The sequence below is a fragment of the Wocania ichthyoenteri Th78 genome, assembly GCF_000789235.1.
Lineage (GTDB): Bacteria > Bacteroidota > Bacteroidia > Flavobacteriales > Flavobacteriaceae > Wocania_A > Wocania_A ichthyoenteri.
In genome coordinates, this window is record NZ_KN525716.1 from 2070831 (window position 1) to 2089667 (window position 18837).

Below are 18837 nucleotides of genomic sequence, written 5' to 3' on the forward strand. Positions count from 1 at the left end.
AAACAAATGAAAGCACACACAAGAGAAACACAGGCTACAATGACTCCAGAAAAGTCATTACAATATTTAAAAGAAGGAAATGTAAGATTTCAAAACAATTTAAAAGCAAACAGAAACTTACTAGAACAAGTAAACGATACCAGCGATGGGCAGTTTCCATTTGCCACAATACTTAGTTGTATAGATTCGCGCGTATCAGCAGAATTAGTTTTCGATCAAGGTTTAGGCGATATTTTTAGCGTTCGAATTGCAGGAAATTTTGTAAACCAAGATATTTTAGGGAGTATGGAATTTGCATGCAAACTAGCAGGAACAAAGCTTATTGTAGTTTTAGGGCACACAGCTTGCGGCGCAGTAAAAGGCGCTTGCGACGATGCTAAATTAGGTAATTTAACAGATATGTTAGCAAAAATTAAACCAGCTGTAAAAGCGGTAACCGAACCTAAAGATGCAAGCTTAAGAAACTCTTCAAATTCTGATTTTGTAGATAATGTTTCTGCTAAAAATGTACAACTTACTATAGATAGGATTGTTGAAGAAAGTGATGTTTTAGCCGAAATGCAAACCAATGGCGAAATAAAGATAGTAGGAGCCATGTACGATATTAATACAGGTGCCGTCAATTTTTATGAGTAAACAATAAAACTTTCTATGAGAAATATTTATATGAAAAAGAAAGCAAGTTTGGTAGCATTAATCATTGTATTAATGCTACCTGTTTTTGCGCAAAGTCAAGAGAGTGATTTTGGTAATTGGCTTATTTATATTGGTAACAAAAAGTTAAACCAAAAATGGAATATACATAACGAAGTACAATACAGAAATTATAATGCTATTGGCGATCTTGAACAATTATTATTACGAACAGGGTTAGGGTATAGTTTTAATGAAAATAAGAATAATATATTACTTGGTTATGGTTATATTCTGTCTGAAAATTATGTGGGCAATACAGATGAAAAAGTGTCAGTAAACGAACATAGAATTTTTCAACAATTCACATCAAAACAAAATGTAGGTTTAGTAAAACTAAATCATCGTTACAGGTTCGAACAACGTTTTGTAGAAAATGATTTCAAAATGCGCTTTCGTTACTTTTTAGGACTAAATATTCCCTTAATTAATAAAGAAAAAGACAAAAACAACTATTATCTTTCAGCTTATAATGAGATATTTATAAATTCTAAAAGCTCAGTATTTGATAGGAACAGAGTATATTTAGGTTTAGGGTATAATATCAATAAAAATTTAAAACTCGAAGCTGGTTACATGAATCAGTTTTTTGAAACATCTAGTAGAGATCAATTTAATATAATTACGTTTTTTACTTTTTAGTAAAAACGCAAGTGTCTAATAAAAACTTTAAACTATGAAAAATTTATTTTCAAATATAAAAGGAGATGCCTTTGGGGGTATTACCGCAGGAATTGTAGCATTACCCTTAGCTCTAGCTTTTGGAGTGTCTTCAGGATTAGGACCAACAGCAGGATTGTACGGAGCTATCTTTATCAGTTTTTTCGCGGCACTTTTTGGAGGTACAAACACACAAATTTCTGGACCAACAGCTCCAATGACAGCGGTAAGTATGGTTGTTATAGCAGGAATTATTGCTACTAACGATGGTGATGTAAATAAAGCTTTACCAGTTATTTTAACGGTATTTCTACTTGCAGGATTAATGCAAATTGGTTTGGGAGCTTTAGGTTTAGGGAAGTACATTAGATATATTCCATATCCTGTAGTTTCAGGATTCATGACTGCTATAGGAGTTATTATTTTGTTAACTCAAATATTACCATCATTGGGATATTACCCTAAAGAAGATATGGAGTTTGTAAGCCAATTTAAACCACAAGCAGAAGAAGTTATACTTGAAAATATTTTAAAAGAGGAAGCTGGCGAAGGCATTTTAGTACTCGAAGATTTTAAAGAAACCATAGCTAGAGCAGATGAAGTTTCTCAAGATGCTATTTTAAAAGAATCACAAACACTTGCTGCTAAGGAAGCATCAGGAGCATTAGGTGCAATTAAAGCTTTCCCTCGTGCGCTTCAAAATATTAATTGGTTAGAGTTGATTCTTGCTTTAGGTACGATTTTTATTATCTATGGTTTTAAGCGTATTACAAAAGCGGTTCCAAGTACGTTGGTTGCATTAATTGTTATGTCTGGAATTGCGGTAGGTTTCGGTTTAGATTATAGACCAATTGAGGAAATTCCAAGTGCTCTTCCTATTCCAAACTTAGAAATATTCACAACTTTTAATCTTAGTAGTATTACACCTTACATTTTTACAGCACTAACATTAGCACTATTAGGAGCAATCGATTCATTGCTTACAAGTGTGGTTGCAGATAATATGACAAAAACTAAGCATAAACCTAACAAAGAATTAGTAGGACAAGGTATTGGTAATAGTATTGCAGCAGTTTTTGGAGGAATTCCAGGAGCAGGAGCTACGATTAGAACTGTTGTTAATATTACATCTGGAGGAAAAACGAAGCTGTCGGGTATGATTGCAGGTGTTATGTTACTTATTATTTTATTAGGTCTAGGTCCAGTTGCTTCACAAATTCCAGCAGCAGTATTAGCAGGAATATTAATTACTGTTGGTATTGGTGTTATGGATTATAAAGGCTTAAAAGCTATACCAAGTTTACCAAAAGACATGAAATTAGGACCATTAAAACTAAGCTCAGAGGTAGTAATAATGCTAATAGTATTGTTGCTTTCAACATTTTGGAATTTAGTATATGCAGTAGGAATTGGGTTGGTTATTGCATCGTTAATGTTTATGAAGAAAATAGGTGATTTAACTGCAGGAAGAAGTGACGTGAAAACATTAAAAGAAGAAGCTTGGAAAGACGAAATAGATTTCCCAGAGCACTTAAAAGAAGAGGTGTTTATTAAACATTTAAAAGGGCCTTTATTTTTTGGTTCTACAAGTGAATTTCAACAACTTACGTTACAAATTCCAGATACAGCATCTTATGTTATTATGCGTTTAGGACGTATGCAATATATGGATCAATCTGGGCTTTATGCGATGGAAGATATGTTACAAGATTTAAAAAAGAAAGAGATTGAAGTGCTTTTTGTAGGATTGTTAAAACAACCTAGGTACATGATGGAGCGTATTGATATTATTCCAGATTTTATCCCTGAGGAGCATATTTTCACTAAATTTGATAGTTGTGTAAAATGGATTAAACAACACGTTAACGACAAGTATTAAACTGTTAAAATTATGAATTTAGACAAAGTATTTGATAATAACGAAAAGTGGATTAAAGATAAACTAAAAGTTAAAGACAACTACTTTGAAGAACTAGGCAAAGGTCAAAACCCAGAACTATTATACATAGGCTGTAGCGATAGTCGCGTAACAGCAGAAGAACTTATGGGTGCAGAACCAGGTGAAGTTTTTGTGCATCGTAATATAGCTAATATGGTTATTAGTATAGATTTGAATGTAATGTCTGTTCTAAACTATGCAGTTGACCATTTAAAAGTAAAGTACATTGTTGTGTGTGGCCATTATGCTTGTGGAGGTGTAAAAGCGGCGATGCAATCAGCAGATTTAGGTATTTTAAACCCTTGGTTACGTAATATTCGAGATGTGTATCGGATACATAAAACGGAATTAAACACTATTGAAGATGAAGACAAGAAGTATGATAGATTAGTTGAGCTTAATGTAAAAGAACAATGTGTAAACCTCATAAAAACTGCAGCAGTACAAAAAGCTTACAGAGAAAGAGGTTTAAAAGTCCATGGTTGGGTATTCGATGTACATACAGGAAAGTTAATTGATTTAAAGATTAATTTTGAAAAATACCTAAAAGATATTATGGAAATTTATCATTTAGACTAAATAAAAAAGCCACTTAATTGAGTGGCTTTTTTATTGACTAACCTAAATAGGTTTTATCCAAAGTAAATGTTTCCATTTTTCTTTTTCACGTAATATTAAACCAATATTTATTGCAAATAATACTCCTGTTTGTATGAGTTCTCCAATATCATCGGATTCTAAAAACAAATGAAATAAGAAAATATGTAATGTTATAGGTAACAAAAATAATGCACCAATAAAACCTGTACCTTGAACAATTAAAAGTAATCCAAACAATAACTCACAGATTCCTAATACTTGCCAAAAATAGCCTGTTTGTTTCGTACCACTTATATATAGGATTTTTTGTAAGGTGTTAACTTTTTCAGGCGATGCAAATTTTTGAGCTTTCTCTACAACTTCAATAGGTTCGGGAATTGGTTTTTTGAATTTCTGAATACCTCCATAAATCATAAATCCACCTAAAAAAAGGCGACATACAATAAATAATACACCAATTGATTTTCCCATATTAAAAAGTTGTAATACCTATATTTGGTTGATAAACGTAGTTAAATGTATAGTATGGAGTTTCATCAACAAAAGCATCAGGATTTACTGGGGCATTTTCGTAGTAACTTAAAATTTCAACTTTTGCATAAGATCCATTTCGTGTTTTAAATATAAATATTTTACCTGGTATTGGCGTAATTAAGTGCGTTGGAGGTCCAGCATAAGAGTACCATCCATTATCACTTCCAGTTGGGATTGCATAACCTGTATCTGAATCTTGTGTAAATAATGATACATCAACACTAGTAACTGATGCCATAGTTCCATTTGCTATATAAACAGCAGCACCACCTGTACGATTTGGTTCATCAGTTGTTCCTAATGTTGTTCCTCCATTTACAATGATAGATGTTCCTCTAAAAGCAATATCCCAATCTGTATCACTTGTTGTTATCTGACCCGTTGCGAAATCAAACTTTACAAATACTCCTGAAACAGGTTGCCCTTGACCTCCTGTTTGTGGTGCATGTAAATTTGATACAGTTTCTGACTCTATTTCTAATAGAGGTGTAGAATTATCATCATCACTACTGCAAGAAGTAAAACCTATAAATAGTGCTGCTAATGTTAAAAATTTAATTGTTTTGATTGTTTTCATTTTGTTTATTTATTAAAGTATTAAAATTGAATATTAAGTTTTCCATATATAATTCGACCAGCTATATTGCTGATATTTTGTGTGTCAGTAAAATCAAATAGATTATCAATTCCGAAGCCTAATTGATAATTTTTATAAAACGTTTTATTAATTGCAAAATCAATAATAGTATAGCCATCGACAAAGTCATCGTAAGTATCTAAATAACTATTTCCGTTACTATCTAATAATCCATATTTACTTCGATAAGTACTTCTGATGTTGGTGTCTAAATCCCATTTAGGAATTGTATAGAATACTTTTAAATTTGCCATGTGACGAGACCGATTAAATAGCCCGAAATAATCATCCTTTTTAAGCTGAAATGATGGAGAACTTGGGTTTTCTCTGGCAAATACCTCTCCGTTTTTAAATGCATTTTCTGCAGCTGCATCTTTTGCAAATAAAAGTTGATAGCCTCCAGATATTTTAAGGCTATTTGTTGGTTTCCATATAATATTAAACTCTAACCCTTGTGTATATACCTCATTAACGTTATAGTAGCTAAATACATTTTGACCGTTGGTTTTATTAGCTATAATTCTGGTATCAATTAAATTGCTAATATTATTTCTAAAAAGATTTAAATCTAACTTTAAAGTAGATGAAAATTTATAGTTAAACCCAATATTAATGCTAATAGAATTTTCTGGGTTTAATTCATCTTCAAATTCAGATACAGGAACAATAATATTCGCTATTTGTCCTTGTGTTTCTAATTCTGGAATTGCTGTAGAAACTGCATTGTACCCTAAAACAGTATAACCTACTGTTGCATTTGTAAAATCGAAATATAATTGTCTAAAATCAGGTGCTTTAAAACCATGACCAACAGAGCCTTTTATAGCAAGTTTATCGTTTAATTGATATCGAATAGCTGCTTTAGGGCTAAACTGAGATTTATACTTATTATGACTATCAAAACGTGCTCCAATAATCACATTAAGCATTTCTGTTAGATTACCATCGTATTGAAAATAAACGTAAGGTGAGTTAAATTCTGGTTGAATAGTAAAATCTGTTCTATCTAAAGTTTCATGATTAAACCCTATTCCTCCTATTAAAGCGTCCTTATCATTAGGATTAAAAGTGCCTCGAATTTCTGGACGAATCAATAATTGATTATAATAACTATTACTAAATCGAGAGCCATTTTCATCATCTAAATAATCTTTTGCTTTATACCTTGTGGCATAAAATTCAAAATAACTACTCCATTTTTCAGAATATTTATGACTCAACTTTAAATGCGAATTCCACTCATTAATATCGCTTTCGCCTTTTAATGTTGATGAAGCGATATAATCTTGATTTTGAGTGTAATATTTCCCTGAGGTAAAGAGCTGAGTTGCATCAGAAAAATCATAAACAACCTTTGTATTAAAGGTGTAATTACTAAAAGGGTCAACTGTTTTCAATTCATCGGTTTTATTTAAATCATAGCCATCGCTATTATATCTATTAAAAAAAGCAGTAACCCCCAGTTTTTTCTTTTTATAATTAAGAGTTGTACTTAAATCGTTAGTATTAAATGCACCAATTCTAAAATTTGTGTTTCCATTAAAGCCATATTTTGGTATTTCTGTAATAATATTTATAACACCACCAAGAGCTTCATTACCGTAGAGGCTAGAAGAAGCGCCTTTAACGACTTCGATTTGTTTAATATTCCCAACAGTTATTCTACTAATATCTAAAGTGCCAGATGAGCGTCCAACCAAAGGAACACCATCTACAAGAATTAAAGTATACTGTGAATCTAATCCTTGCAATTGAATGTCTTCTCCGCCACCAAAATCTGGAATAGTAATTAGCCCTGTTTGTTCATTAAGAATATCATTTAATCTAATTGAACTTGAACGTTCTATATCTTTTTTAGATATGATTTGAGCTGGTAGAGGTAAAGACGATAATTGCCTTATAGTTCTAGTTGCAGTAATAATAACTTCATCTAAATTTTCTGTTTTAGTTGAATCCGTTGTTAATACCTTAGTTTCTTGCGAGAATGAATGGCAAATAAAAAAAAGTGAAAAATAAATACAGAAATATTTTTTATTTAGAATCATTCTTAATTAAATTTGTTGCAAATATATAAGTTATTTTAATTCAGTCTAAATAAGAATAAATAAATTTTAATTTTTTTTTAATTATGAAAAACAAACCTTTAAAAATGAAACGATTAACACTTTTACCATTATTAATTTTAATATTTTCAGTAATTGGGCAGGCTCAAAACAAGAAGGAACAAGACCAAAATGCCATAAAGGATATGTGTGGGTGCTATGAAATTAAGTTTAAATATGCTGAAACATTTTCTCCAGATATAGCTTATGAAAAAGCATATGATTATAGAGCTTCAGCTTTAGAATGGGCAGAATTAGTTACAGACAAAGATGATGAAATAACCATTCAACATCTATTGGTTGTTAACGATACTATGGTTATAAAACATTGGCGACAAGATTGGGAATTTGAGAACCAAAATGTATTTAATTATGAAGCTAAAAATACGTGGAGTGTAAATGAATTTTCCGAAGAAAATGTAAAAGGTCAATGGGCTCAAAAAGTATATCAAGTAGATGATAGTCCGCGATATTCAGGCTCGGCAACTTGGGTTCATGTAGATGGAAAGCACTTTTGGGAAAATAAAACCGATGCACCACTTCCTAGACGTGAATACTCTAAAAGAAGTGATTATAATATTATGGCAAGAGGCAATACCGTAAAACTCACAGATTATGGCTGGTTGCATGAACAAGACAATGACAAAATCATTAGGGAAACAGGTAAAGAAGATGTGCTTTTAGTGCAAGAAAAAGGATATAATGTTTACAAAAAAGTAGCAGACGAAAAATGTAAACTCGCGAGAAATTGGTGGAAAGAAAATGATGAAATTTGGAAAAAAGTAAGGCAAGAATGGGATAAAGTTTTTGCTGAAAACAAAGAAGTAAAACTTAAAGAAAAAGTTGATGATAAAAGATTGTATCAACACTTATTTACTTTAGATAATAAAGCCAGCAACAAAGACATTAGAGCTATAATTAATAAGTTTTTGAATTAGTTTAATTAAATCTTTAACAGCATATTTTTTGTATTATGGAAGATATATATACCATTTATTATAACAGTTTTGGAATAGCTTTTCAATGGAAAAGATGTGCTGTTAAAGATTTAAAAAAAATACAACTTGTTTTTAGAAATACTGGATTGTTCTTAACCCAAAATGAATTAATTCAGTTTTCTAAAAACATAAAAAAGTCATTAAATCAATCTTTAAAATGTGAAGATTGTAACAATCAAAATTCGTGTAAATCTATTTTGTTAGAAGCACCAAATATGCAAACAAGCTTTGCAATGAATTATAACGAATTAAAAGAAATTGACGATTTAGTCAATGGGGCGTGCTTTCAGTTAAATTTAAATAAACTACTAGAAAAGCTTATTATTTCTTAGGCATCATCATTTTCAGAAGAGATATTTTCGTCCTTAGGAGCTAATATATTAGGGAAAATCGTGGGTATTAAAGACTTTACAGGCTTGTAAAGTACGGTATCATTTATATCCTTTTTATCAACAAATGTAATAGTGCTGTTCATCTTGTCAAAAATATTTAAAACGACACTTAAAATAAGGGCGATTTTTAAAGCCCCAAAAACACCACCTAAAAATTTATTTATAATTCCCAATGCAGCAAAATCTGCTAATTTAGTAAGTGCTTTTCCGGCAAGAGCAATAGCTAAAACAATAATTACAAAGGTTACTGCAAATGCAGTAATATTAATAGTTTTCTCATTCCAATCCACTTTACTCTGTAAAAAATCGGCAGCAAAATTACTAAAATGTATAGCGCCATAAACGCCAGCAATTAAAGCAATAAGAGATGCTACTTCAACAAAAAGCCCTTTCATAAAACCACGAATAAGGCCAAATAAAATTAAAGCAGCCAAAACTATATCTATAACATTCATAATTAAACAATTTAAACAAATATAAAATAATAGTCACACTTAGGTTTATTAACTTTGCAACTTTAAATTAGTCAAACTAATATTAATAAGCGTTTATTGTATAATTAATGTTTTGGGTTGAACTAATCCCAAATTCTTATGCTGAATTTATTTCAGTATAAATTGGGTATCATCTATTTATATCATATTTAATGTCAAGAGACGAACAATTAAAAGAACGCTGGAGTTTGGTAGTTAATAAACTATCCGACCAATTTGCAGATGGAGACATTTTAGATCTCGACGCCATTATTTATTTAATAGGTGTGCAAGAACTTGGGCAGTTGAACAGAACTTATAAAAAAGACCAAAAACTAGATTTAATGCATATTGCCATTTGTAAACTACTCGTGCCTTATGGTTATTACGAACTCGATTTTGTAGATAACGATGGCTGGCCACACTACAAAGCATTAGAAACTTTACCACACTTAAAAGCAGGCGAACAAAGTATATTAATGAAAGAAGCCATTGTAAACTATTTTTTAGAAACCGATTATATCGTATAAATAATTTTGGCATTACCGCAAGGGTCGGGCTTTCACTAGTCGCTCTCTACAAGGAGCTCAAAGATGCCGTTCAACCCTTAACGTAATTCGCTTTTTACGTCATTGTGAAGCAAAAAAATTATTTGCTGTGGCAATCTGTTTCTTCTAAAAAGATTACTTCGCCGTTTACTCCTCGTAATGACGATATTTTGATTAAATTTGCATTCATTTTTTAAATGACGTTATGATAGATAAGATAAAAGAACTTATAGCCGAAGCCGAAGCCTTTAAAGCACAATCTAAAGAAGAAGTTGAAGCATTCCGTATAAAATATTTAGGTAAAAAAGGATTACTAAACGACTTTTTTGCTGAGTTTAAAAATGTAGCAAACGACCAGAAAAAAGAATTTGGTCAAACCATAAACAAGCTTAAAAAAACTGCTGAAGATAAAGTAAACGCTTTAAAAGCAGAACTAGAAATTAAAGAAGAAGTAAAAGGTGTTTTTGGCGATTTATCGCGCCCAGGCGAACCTATTCAAATAGGTGCACGCCACCCTATTTCTATCGTAAAAAATCAAATTATAGATATATTTTCGGGTATTGGTTTTAATGTAAGCGAAGGCCCAGAAATTGAAGACGATTGGCATAATTTTACAGCATTAAATTTACCAGAATATCATCCAGCACGCGATATGCAGGACACCTTTTTTATTCAAACCAATCCTGATATTTTACTGCGTACACATACCAGTTCTGTGCAAGTGCGTTATATGGAAAATAACAAACCACCTATTCGTACAATTTCTCCAGGTAGAGTATATCGTAACGAAGCTATTTCGGCACGTTCGCATTGTTTTTTTCATCAAGTAGAAGGGTTGTATATTGATAAGGATGTTAGTTTTTCAGACTTAAAGCAAACCTTACAATATTTTACAACTGAAATGTTTGGTAAAAGTAAAATACGTTTACGCCCGTCGTACTTTCCATTTACAGAGCCAAGTGCAGAGATTGATGTGTATTGGGGTTTAGAAACCGAAACCGATTACAAAATAACCAAAGGAACCGGTTGGCTGGAAATTGGGGGTTGCGGTATGGTTGATCCAAACGTATTAACCAATTGCAGTATTGATGCCGAACAATATTCAGGATTTGCATTTGGAGTTGGTATCGATCGAATTGCGATGTTGTTGCATCAAATAGGCGATATTCGTTTGTTAAGTGAAAATGATGTGCGGTTTTTAGAGCAGTTTAAATCTGCACTTTAATTCAAACGTCATTGCGAGAAAAGAAGCTACGTGGTAGTTTCTTGAGATTAAACTATAATTAAACAGGTTCTCACAACTTTTTTTAAAAAGCTTCACAACGACTTATCTTTTCAAATAATCAAAATGAAAAAAGACATCCAAATACCAAAAGTTGAAAACGTATACATAGCTATTGTAAACGAATATAACGATATATATAAAACCCAAGATTGGAACGCCTATATTATCAACGATAAAAATGTTGATTTAGAAATGGTACTTATTGTAACCAGTGGTTATTCAGAAGATAAAATAACATCTAAATTCAGAAAAAAGTTAGATACACTTCCTAAAAAAAGTTATGCTAAAATAGAATTAATACAAGAAGATTTATTTGAATTAAATAACACTTTTAAAGTGTCTTTTTTTGAAGGTAATGCTATGTTTGATAAAACCTATTTGTTTAGAAAAAACACCATTAATCTTAAAGCATTACAACCTATTCCATTAATGCAAGCTAAAGGCATTTTGGTAAAGTAACAATTTTCTAATAAATTACTCAAAATCTGCAATATTCAACGGAATTTGCACATTAAAAGACGTGCCATCTTTACGTGGACTAACGTTTACAATAGATGACGCACAATATAAGGTTATTGGGTAGCCTTGATTGTCAATTAATAACTGTGGACGCTCTAAACGGTTAGCTTTAATTGTATCTCCATTTTTAAGAATTAACTCTTTTTTCATAAAAAATGAGTTTTGTGGCTTAGTCCATACAATCCCATCTTTAGATTTTAAAATAGCCAACCCTGGCTTGTTTTTAGTTATTATTCCCGAAAAGTCCTTTAAAACAACATAAAATTGTTTGTGTGATTGATGATACCAAACAAAAGGATCTTCAGCCGAAGCTATAGAGCCATCGTCCATTTTTATGTCAAAAACATAATCATTTGTAGGTGTAAAAGGACCGTTAGGGTTGTCAGAAATAGCAACTCCATGTACACCCCTCCAATGTGGAGTATATATGTTGCCTTTAAAGTATAATAAAAATTTACCATCAAAAGGACGTTGTACAACGGAAGGATTTACAACAATTAAATTATCGGGTTTTGTAATGGTACCTTTTGGAGACGGATTAATAACATCATTAGGTTTTACACGCGTTCTTGGTGTTATTAAAGGGTTGTCTGGTCGCTTAAAATTGCCCGCTATTAAATTCTCAAAACTATCAAATTCGATAACACCTATTTTTTGACTTTGCTGTACCCTATTACGCTTATTAAGATTAAAACCCGAAACTCCTTCTAAGGGTTTCCCAGGGTCTTTTGAGCCAATATAATACAGGTAAAATTTGTTATTAAACTTTTTGATATGAGGGTTATGAACCATTTGGGCATCCCAAGCTAAGGAGTCACCAGAAAGCGTTCTGCCTTCAAGAATAATTTTTTCAAATTCAAACCCCTTGTCAGGAAAATCAGAGGTTGCATACGCTATTTTAGAATGCAATACCCAAGAATCACCAAATGCAGGAAGAGAATCTCCACATTCCCAAGTACTGTAAAGCATATGGTATTTACCGCCATCTTTAATAACACTTGCTCCCCAAACAAACCTGTCTGGATCATTTAGTACTGAAGGACCAACCAAAACATCACCTTTTACATAAGCATCGATTGGTTTTGCAGTGACAAGAAGTGATTTTTCATTTGATGACTTACACGCTAAAAATGCTATGCTCAAGCATAAACTGATAAGACAAGATTTCATTATTAGTCCAATTTATCTGTCAATTTTTTAAACACTTTTTTAGGATCTTTACCTTCGTATAAAATATCGTAAACCGCATTAATTATAGGTAATTGTGTTTTCTTTTTGTTCTTTTCGTTAAGTAAATGAGCACTTTTTGTTGCGTAATAACCTTCAGCAACCATACTCATTTCCATTTGTGCAGATTTTACGGTATAGCCTTTACCAATCATATTTCCAAACATGCGATTTCTAGAAAAAACCGAATAACCAGTAACTAATAAATCACCCAAATAAGCCGAATTATTAATATTACGTTTCATTTTATGCATCTTCTTAATAAAACGTTTCATTTCACGGATGGCATTACTCATTAATACACTTTGGAAATTGTCGCCATAACCTAAACCATGGGCAATTCCTGCAGCAATAGCGTAAATATTTTTTAGCATTACAGCATATTCGACACCAATAATATCATCACTAATTTTAGTTTTTATGTAACGGCTAGCTAAAGCATCTGCAATATATTGTGCTTTTTTAGCATCAGAACAGGATACTGTTAAATAAGATAAGCGCTCTAAAGCAACTTCTTCGGCATGACAAGGGCCAGCGATAACCGCAATATTATCAAAAGGAATTTTATAAACATCATGAAAATGCTCACCAACCAATAAGCCAGTTTCTGGCATAATACCTTTTACTGCGGAAACAATAATTTTATTTTCAATATTAGCCGTTAATTTTTCTAATTCGGAGTGCATAAAAGCCGATGGAATTACAAATATTAAAACATCAGCATAATCAGCAATTTCATTAATATCATTACTTATTTTTAATTGCTCTAAATGAAACTCAACCGAACTTAAGTAGTTAGGATTGTGCTGTTCTTTTAATAGATGCTCTTTAGTGTAAACACTTCGCATATACCAACCAATTTCATCTAAATTCTCACAAAGCATTTTTACAATTGCTGTTGCCCAACTTCCTGCACCAAAGACCGCATATTTTAAAGGTTTATCCATAAAAGCATAAATTATTTGAATACCAAAAATACATAAAATATTAATCAATGTTAAGTCAAAAAAACATTACCATATCTTTTTTGGCACGCGTTTTGAAACCCTGTAAATAGAAACCCTAAAAATGTTTGATTATGAAGACTGTAAAAATACTTTTAAGTTTTGTCTTAACAGCAACTTTGTTTACATCATGCTATGTAGAAACAAATATAATTGATGACGAACCAACAATTTCAATAAACCAATTACTAAGCTCTTACGAGATATGGTATGTAGATATTAATAGTACCAGTGGTTATGGCACAACGCCATTTTTACAAAAAGCATTTACCATATCGTTTAGAAATGGTGTTATGTATGCAAATAATAACTTAGTTGGTATTGGTAGTAGCGGCAATGGCTATGGTATTGCAGTTGCAGATTACGATGCATATAACATGATTCTAGATATAACGCACGATGTAGATGGTTTCGAAACTTTTGATGTTTTTCAAATAGATAATAATACTATTGAACTATATAACCCAAATAATGATACATCGTACTTTTTAGATGGATATCAACGTAGTAATTTCGATTACGATTTTGTATTCTATGATAATATTCATTATTTCTTGCAAGAATACGAAGCTTGGGAAAAGACATATACGAGTGAGTTTGGAGCGATAAACGAATTTGATAACGAAAATTATTTACAGTTTTTAGCTGGTGGAGATGATGAAACTTTTAGAAGTTCACAAGATGAAAACGGAACAAGCGTAAGTAATCTTATTTGGGATTACACAGGTGTTTATGGTGTTGGAAATATAACAGGAAATACAATGCTTAAAACTTTAACATTAGATTATGACTTTTTTGACAATGAATATTTTGAATTAAGCGTTATAAATGATGGAAAGATAGAGTTGTATCACCCAACATCTGAAACCGTTTACGAGTTTGAAGGTAGAGGATACATTCAGTATTTAAAAAGCAGTGATGCAAAAAGAAAAGCTACAGTTAAAAGAAACGAAATGCGTAAGCATAGAAAAAATAAAGTAGACAACCCAAGAGAGAATACTAGGGTTAAATAAAAGTTTGGTTGGTTATTTAGTTTAGAAACTGTCTAGAGCAATATGCTTTAGGCAGTTTCTTTTTTCAAAATATGTGACTATTAAATTCTTTTGTGTCTAAACTTATGTATCGATAAAATAACGTATTTTAACCCATACAAAAATTAATCAGTAACCCTTAAAAATAAAACAAAAATGGGACTATTTTCATTCATTAAAAATGCAGGAGCCAAAGTATTTGGTATAGGAAAAACAGATGCTGAAGAGGCAGCAGAAGCAGCAGAAGCTAAACTTAAAGCTGAAGCAGCAGCAGCAGCAAGTTTACAAGAAACAGTTGGAGATTTACAATTACAAGTAGAAAACCTTAATATTCACATTGCTGGTGATGCAGCAACAATAACAGGATTGGCTTACGACCAAGCAACAAAAGAAAAAGTAGTTTTAGTTGTAGGTAATTCAAACGGCATAGCAACTGTAGATGATCAAATGACAGTTGAGCATGCTGAGCCAGAAGCACAATTTCATACTGTTATAAGTGGTGATACTTTGGGAAAAATAGCTAAAAACTATTATGGGAATGCTATGAAATACCCAGTAATTTTTGAAGCAAATAAACCAATGCTTACAGATCCAGATAAAATATATCCAGGACAAGTATTACGTATTCCTGCTTTAGACTAAATTTAAAGCATCTACTTTATATGAAAAAGCCAACTTAAACAATAAGTTGGCTTTTTCATTTTTTAAGAGAAAACAGTTGAGCTTTTAACAATGCTCGTTATAAGCATCAACTAAGTTTTCAGCAATTAATTCTGCTGGTCTGCCCTCAATGTGGTGACGCTCTAACATGTGCACTAATTCACCATCTTTAAATAAAGCCATACACGGTGAGCTTGGAGGAAACGGAATCATATATCCTCTCACTTTGTCAACAGCTTCCTTATCAACACCTGCAAAAACAGTTGTTATATTATCAGGGCGTTTAGCATTTTGTAAACTCATTCTAGCACCTGGGCGTGCATTTGCTGCGGCACAGCCACAAACCGAATTTACAACCACTAAAGTTGTTCCTTCTTTTGCTATAGCAACATCAACAGCCTCGGCAGTATGTAATTCTTCAAAACCAACATTGGTTAAATCTTCGCGCATTGGTTTTACTAATTCTGCTGGATACATATCTTAAATTTTTATGTTTTAATTAATACGCTGCAAAGTTAATCAAAAAAGGGATAATTATTATTAGAGCGTTCCCTTAAAACGCTTATGGCATTATAAGGTTAGGCTATCCGCTATATCTTTTGCAAAAAAGCAAAAGGATAAGTTTATCCTGAGCGTAGTCGAAGGTCTTCTATCCTTAACGCGTTGCAACTGTAACAAAATCGTAAAAAATTAAACTAACAATAGTATATTTACGCTTTAATAAACAATAAACACATGAGTTTTTCAAAATGGATAGGTGCCTCATTAGGCTGGTCGTTTGGTGGTCCAATAGGTGCTATAATTGGGTTAGCATTAGGGAGTATAGTTGATGCTATGGCAGATGGGAAAAATAGTCCGTTTTTAGGGCAAGGTAACCCACAACAAAGCAGGCGGACCACTTACAGAACACGCCAAAGACAGCGCCCACAAACTCAATCGGGTGATTTTGAAGTGAGTTTACTTGTCTTAGCCTCGGTGGTTATAAAAGCCGATGGCAAACAAGACCAAAGTGAGTTAGATTTTGTACGTCAACAATTTGTAAACATGTATGGTAAAGAAAGAGCAAATCATGCCTTTAAATTGTTTAAAAATATAAGCAAGCAAAACATTTCTGTAAGGCCAGTATGCTTGCAAATTAAGCAAATGATGGATCACCCATCTCGCCTACAACTTATGCATTTTTTGTTTGGTATTGCTAAAGCAGATGGTACAGTAACCAGTGATGAAGAACGCCAAATCTATACCATTGCGGGTTATTTGGGTATTAGTTCACGTGATTACGAGAGTATAAAAGCCATGTTTTATAATAGTCAGGAAAACGCCTATAAAATTTTAGAAATAGATAAAAGCGCTACTAACGATGAGATTAAAAAAGCCTACCGTAAAATGGCTAAAAAATACCATCCAGATAAAGTCATTCACTTAGGTAAAGAACATCAAGAAGGTGCCGAAGAAAAATTTAGGCAAGTGCAGGCGGCTTACGAGCAGTTACAGAAGGAGCGTAGGTTTTAGTGTTTTTGTCATTTCTGCGCAGGCAGGAATCTTATTTAGAATGATGATATTTTTTTAAAAAATCATGTTTTGTCAAAATAATTATTTCAAGCACTAGGTTTTCATATTTATTTTTCTCAGAATAAACCCTATATAGATTAAATTTATCATTTTTTAAGCTTAAATTCCCATTATCAACATATACATTTTTGATATATATAATTCTATGAAGAAGGTCTATAAATAGTGGTTTTGATATGTTAATGAGATATTTTTTAAAATCCCAACTTTTATTAGTTTTAATTTTCCCAAACGGATTTATTTGAAGATAAAAGGAATCATTAAGAATTTTTTGATTTATAATGCTGAAATCAAAAATCCCTAAATAAGTAGAATTAAATATCCAAATTAAGTTTTTGAAAAACTCTTCTCTTTTTTTTATTTCTTCAGAGGTTAATTTTTCGTCTTGAAATTTTAGAATTACATTATTAGGTAGTTTTATATTTGCTATATGCATGTCATTATCATTTAAGATAATAACCTCTTGCCATTCGATAGGAAAATTAGAGATCCACTCAAATTGCCACTCGGAAACTGAATTATACCATTTATCATAATTTGTGTAAGCAGATTTATGATGCCAATAAAGAATAGAGGAAAGGTTTTTAGTTGTAATTAATGGTGATTTACAAAATTGACAAATAGCGGTTTCTCCTAGTGTATTTGCTTTGACTTTTTTATTTTCTTCGTTTAGGGCAAAAATCATAGTATTTATAATTCAAATCAATAAACTCAATAGCTTCTTATTGCGAAAAAACAGCAAACTTTTTATAACAGTTATGTATATCAAGAATTCCATCTAAAGCTTTTTCCGCAAGCGGTTGATTTTCCCAAGTATTAAGATCTGCAACTATACTTTTATTTGGTAAAACATAATAAGTTATAACTATTCTTCAAAAACAACCGTACTTTTATTTTTAGCAACGGTCAATTTAATAGCACGCCCTAAAATTAAAGCACGATTATCATCCTCGTGTCCAGCAGGCATATTAAACGCAATGGGGAAATCATAATCAGCAAGAGCATCTAAAATGAGTTGCTCAATTGAACTTCCCCAAGGCGTTGTATTTTTTCTCATTTTATTAATATCTCCAACAATTACACCTTGGCAATTATCAAAATATCCAGCGCGTTTTAAGCTTTGTAACATGCGGTCTATATGGTATTTGTGTTCTCCAACTTCTTCAATAAAAAGTATTTTTCCAGAAACATCAATACTAGTTTCAGAGCCCAACATAGTATGCAGTAAAGTCAAGTTTCCGCCAACAAGTTGTCCAGAACTTGTGCCAGATTTATTATATTCAGAACCTTCTAAAGTATAGCTTATAGGATTCCCGAAAAGAGCATCTTTAAAGGTTGAAATGGTTTCTTTAATGGCTTCTAAATCATCAATCATACTGGTACACATCATGGCATGCAAACTTTCAAAGCCTTCATTATGAAATTGATTGTGTAAAGCTGTAATATCAGAATATCCAATCAGCCATTTGGGATGATTTTTAAATGTTGTATAATCTAGTTTATCAAGAATTCTAACCGTTCCGTAGCCACCGCGAGCGCATAAAATGGCACTAATTGTAGGATCGTCTAAAGCTTTTTGAAAATCTTCACAACGTTCATTATCGGTTCCTGCAAAATGGTTTGCTTGATTATAAACATGGTCGCCAATAACGCTATGCAATCCCCAACTTTTAAGAAGTGCTCTGGTTTGCTCTATAGCTTCGTTTTTATTTTTTAAAACACCAGAAGGGGCAACAATAGCAACCGTGTCACCTGCTTTTAAATAAGGTGGTTGTATCAATTTACTGGTTTTATTTGATATTGTATTTTGTGCAGAAATGGTTTCTTTTCCAAAGAAAAAAAGAGCGCAACTTAAAACGATAATTAAAATATGTTTTGTCATAATGTAAATTTACATTTTTTTTCTAAATAGGTAGCAAAATGTGTACTTTTACGGCTTTAAAATGATACGTCATTCCGAGCG

The 18837-nt window shown here is 32.0% G+C and carries 21 protein-coding genes; 12 read left to right on the forward strand and 9 right to left on the reverse strand.

From position 1 onward, the window contains the following. Positions 1-6: 6 nt before the first annotated feature. From RG22_RS09035 to RG22_RS09050, 4 genes are read left to right on the forward strand one after another with little or no spacing between them, the layout of a single operon-like run. Positions 7-636, forward strand: coding sequence for a carbonic anhydrase family protein (locus RG22_RS09035; RefSeq protein ID WP_034042607.1), 630 nt, complete (start codon positions 7-9; stop codon positions 634-636). A gap of 15 nt (positions 637-651) precedes the next feature. Next, a complete protein-coding gene (locus RG22_RS09040) occupies positions 652-1335 on the forward strand; it encodes a DUF2490 domain-containing protein (RefSeq protein WP_052143688.1) in 684 nt (227 codons plus the stop codon). Positions 1336-1369: 34 nt separating this feature from the next. Continuing rightward, positions 1370-3232: a SulP family inorganic anion transporter gene (locus tag RG22_RS09045; RefSeq protein WP_034042609.1), complete on the forward strand. Its 1863-nt coding sequence runs from the start codon at positions 1370-1372 to the stop codon at positions 3230-3232. Between the two features lie 12 nt (positions 3233-3244). Beyond that, positions 3245-3871 carry a carbonic anhydrase gene (locus tag RG22_RS09050; protein ID WP_034042610.1) on the forward strand — a complete coding sequence of 209 codons (627 nt, stop codon included), beginning with the start codon at positions 3245-3247 and terminating at the stop codon, positions 3869-3871. 42 nt (positions 3872-3913) lie between these two features. Here the strand turns inward: RG22_RS09050 and RG22_RS09055 are convergent, their stop codons facing one another. Genes RG22_RS09055 through RG22_RS09065 form a run of 3 tightly spaced genes read right to left on the reverse strand, consistent with a single transcriptional unit; the run spans position 3914 to position 7108 of the window. After that, complete coding sequence (locus RG22_RS09055; protein ID WP_034042611.1) at positions 3914-4363, reverse strand: DoxX family membrane protein; 450 nt, start codon at positions 4361-4363, stop codon at positions 3914-3916. A gap of 1 nt (position 4364) precedes the next feature. Next, positions 4365-5003, reverse strand: a complete 639-nt coding sequence (locus RG22_RS09060; RefSeq protein ID WP_034042613.1) for an HmuY family protein — start codon at positions 5001-5003, stop codon at positions 4365-4367. Positions 5004-5023: 20 nt separating this feature from the next. Further along, positions 5024-7108, reverse strand: coding sequence for a TonB-dependent receptor plug domain-containing protein (locus RG22_RS09065; RefSeq protein WP_034042615.1), 2085 nt, complete (start codon positions 7106-7108; stop codon positions 5024-5026). A gap of 104 nt (positions 7109-7212) precedes the next feature. Between RG22_RS09065 and RG22_RS09070 the strand changes: the two genes are divergently transcribed. Next, on the forward strand, positions 7213-8103 hold the full coding sequence (locus tag RG22_RS09070) for a DUF6607 family protein (protein WP_034045916.1): 891 nt from the start codon (positions 7213-7215) through the stop codon (positions 8101-8103). A 35-nt stretch (positions 8104-8138) separates the two neighbouring features. After that, positions 8139-8495 (forward strand): hypothetical protein, encoded by a 357-nt coding sequence (locus tag RG22_RS09075; RefSeq protein ID WP_034042617.1) that lies wholly within the window; start codon positions 8139-8141, stop codon positions 8493-8495. Here the strand turns inward: RG22_RS09075 and RG22_RS09080 are convergent. Then, a complete protein-coding gene (locus tag RG22_RS09080) occupies positions 8492-9010 on the reverse strand; it encodes a CvpA family protein (RefSeq protein WP_034042618.1) in 519 nt (172 codons plus the stop codon). The two genes, RG22_RS09075 and RG22_RS09080, sit on opposite strands and share 4 nt — an antisense overlap. A 191-nt stretch (positions 9011-9201) precedes the next feature. On the opposite strand from RG22_RS09080, the gene RG22_RS09085 reads away from it, so the two are divergent. From RG22_RS09085 to RG22_RS09095, 3 genes are all read left to right on the forward strand, one after another. Beyond that, positions 9202-9558 carry a hypothetical protein gene (locus RG22_RS09085; protein ID WP_034042621.1) on the forward strand — a complete coding sequence of 119 codons (357 nt, stop codon included), beginning with the start codon at positions 9202-9204 and terminating at the stop codon, positions 9556-9558. A 223-nt stretch (positions 9559-9781) separates the two neighbouring features. After that, positions 9782-10801 (forward strand): phenylalanine--tRNA ligase subunit alpha, encoded by a 1020-nt coding sequence (gene pheS / locus RG22_RS09090; RefSeq protein ID WP_034042623.1) that lies wholly within the window; start codon positions 9782-9784, stop codon positions 10799-10801. A gap of 123 nt (positions 10802-10924) precedes the next feature. Next, positions 10925-11320 (forward strand): hypothetical protein, encoded by a 396-nt coding sequence (locus RG22_RS09095; protein ID WP_034042625.1) that lies wholly within the window; start codon positions 10925-10927, stop codon positions 11318-11320. A gap of 15 nt (positions 11321-11335) precedes the next feature. Here the strand turns inward: RG22_RS09095 and RG22_RS09100 are convergent, their stop codons facing one another. Beyond that, a complete protein-coding gene (locus tag RG22_RS09100) occupies positions 11336-12550 on the reverse strand; it encodes a glycoside hydrolase family protein (RefSeq protein ID WP_034042626.1) in 1215 nt (404 codons plus the stop codon). 2 nt (positions 12551-12552) lie between these two features. Continuing rightward, positions 12553-13554, reverse strand: coding sequence for an NAD(P)H-dependent glycerol-3-phosphate dehydrogenase (locus tag RG22_RS09105; RefSeq protein WP_034042627.1), 1002 nt, complete (start codon positions 13552-13554; stop codon positions 12553-12555). Between the two features lie 131 nt (positions 13555-13685). Here RG22_RS09105 and RG22_RS09110 point away from each other — a divergent pair, with 131 nt between their 5' ends. Together RG22_RS09110 and lysM are read left to right on the forward strand one after the other, a co-directional pair. Next, positions 13686-14624 (forward strand): hypothetical protein, encoded by a 939-nt coding sequence (locus tag RG22_RS09110; RefSeq protein WP_034042629.1) that lies wholly within the window; start codon positions 13686-13688, stop codon positions 14622-14624. 174 nt (positions 14625-14798) lie between these two features. Next, positions 14799-15284, forward strand: coding sequence for a peptidoglycan-binding protein LysM (lysM, locus tag RG22_RS09115; protein ID WP_034042630.1), 486 nt, complete (start codon positions 14799-14801; stop codon positions 15282-15284). 84 nt (positions 15285-15368) lie between these two features. Here lysM and RG22_RS09120 read toward each other — a convergent pair whose 3' ends face one another. Next, positions 15369-15779, reverse strand: a complete 411-nt coding sequence (locus RG22_RS09120) for a BrxA/BrxB family bacilliredoxin (protein WP_034042631.1) — start codon at positions 15777-15779, stop codon at positions 15369-15371. 258 nt (positions 15780-16037) lie between these two features. Between RG22_RS09120 and RG22_RS09125 the strand changes: the two genes are divergently transcribed. Next, positions 16038-16814, forward strand: a complete 777-nt coding sequence (locus tag RG22_RS09125) for a TerB family tellurite resistance protein (protein WP_034042632.1) — start codon at positions 16038-16040, stop codon at positions 16812-16814. A 31-nt stretch (positions 16815-16845) separates the two neighbouring features. Here the strand turns inward: RG22_RS09125 and RG22_RS09130 are convergent, their stop codons facing one another. Both RG22_RS09130 and RG22_RS09135 read right to left on the reverse strand, forming a co-directional pair. Further along, positions 16846-17559 carry a hypothetical protein gene (locus tag RG22_RS09130; RefSeq protein ID WP_034042634.1) on the reverse strand — a complete coding sequence of 238 codons (714 nt, stop codon included), beginning with the start codon at positions 17557-17559 and terminating at the stop codon, positions 16846-16848. Between the two features lie 180 nt (positions 17560-17739). Then, positions 17740-18756: a S66 peptidase family protein gene (locus RG22_RS09135; protein ID WP_052143689.1), complete on the reverse strand. Its 1017-nt coding sequence runs from the start codon at positions 18754-18756 to the stop codon at positions 17740-17742. Between the last annotated feature and the right edge of the window lie 81 nt (positions 18757-18837).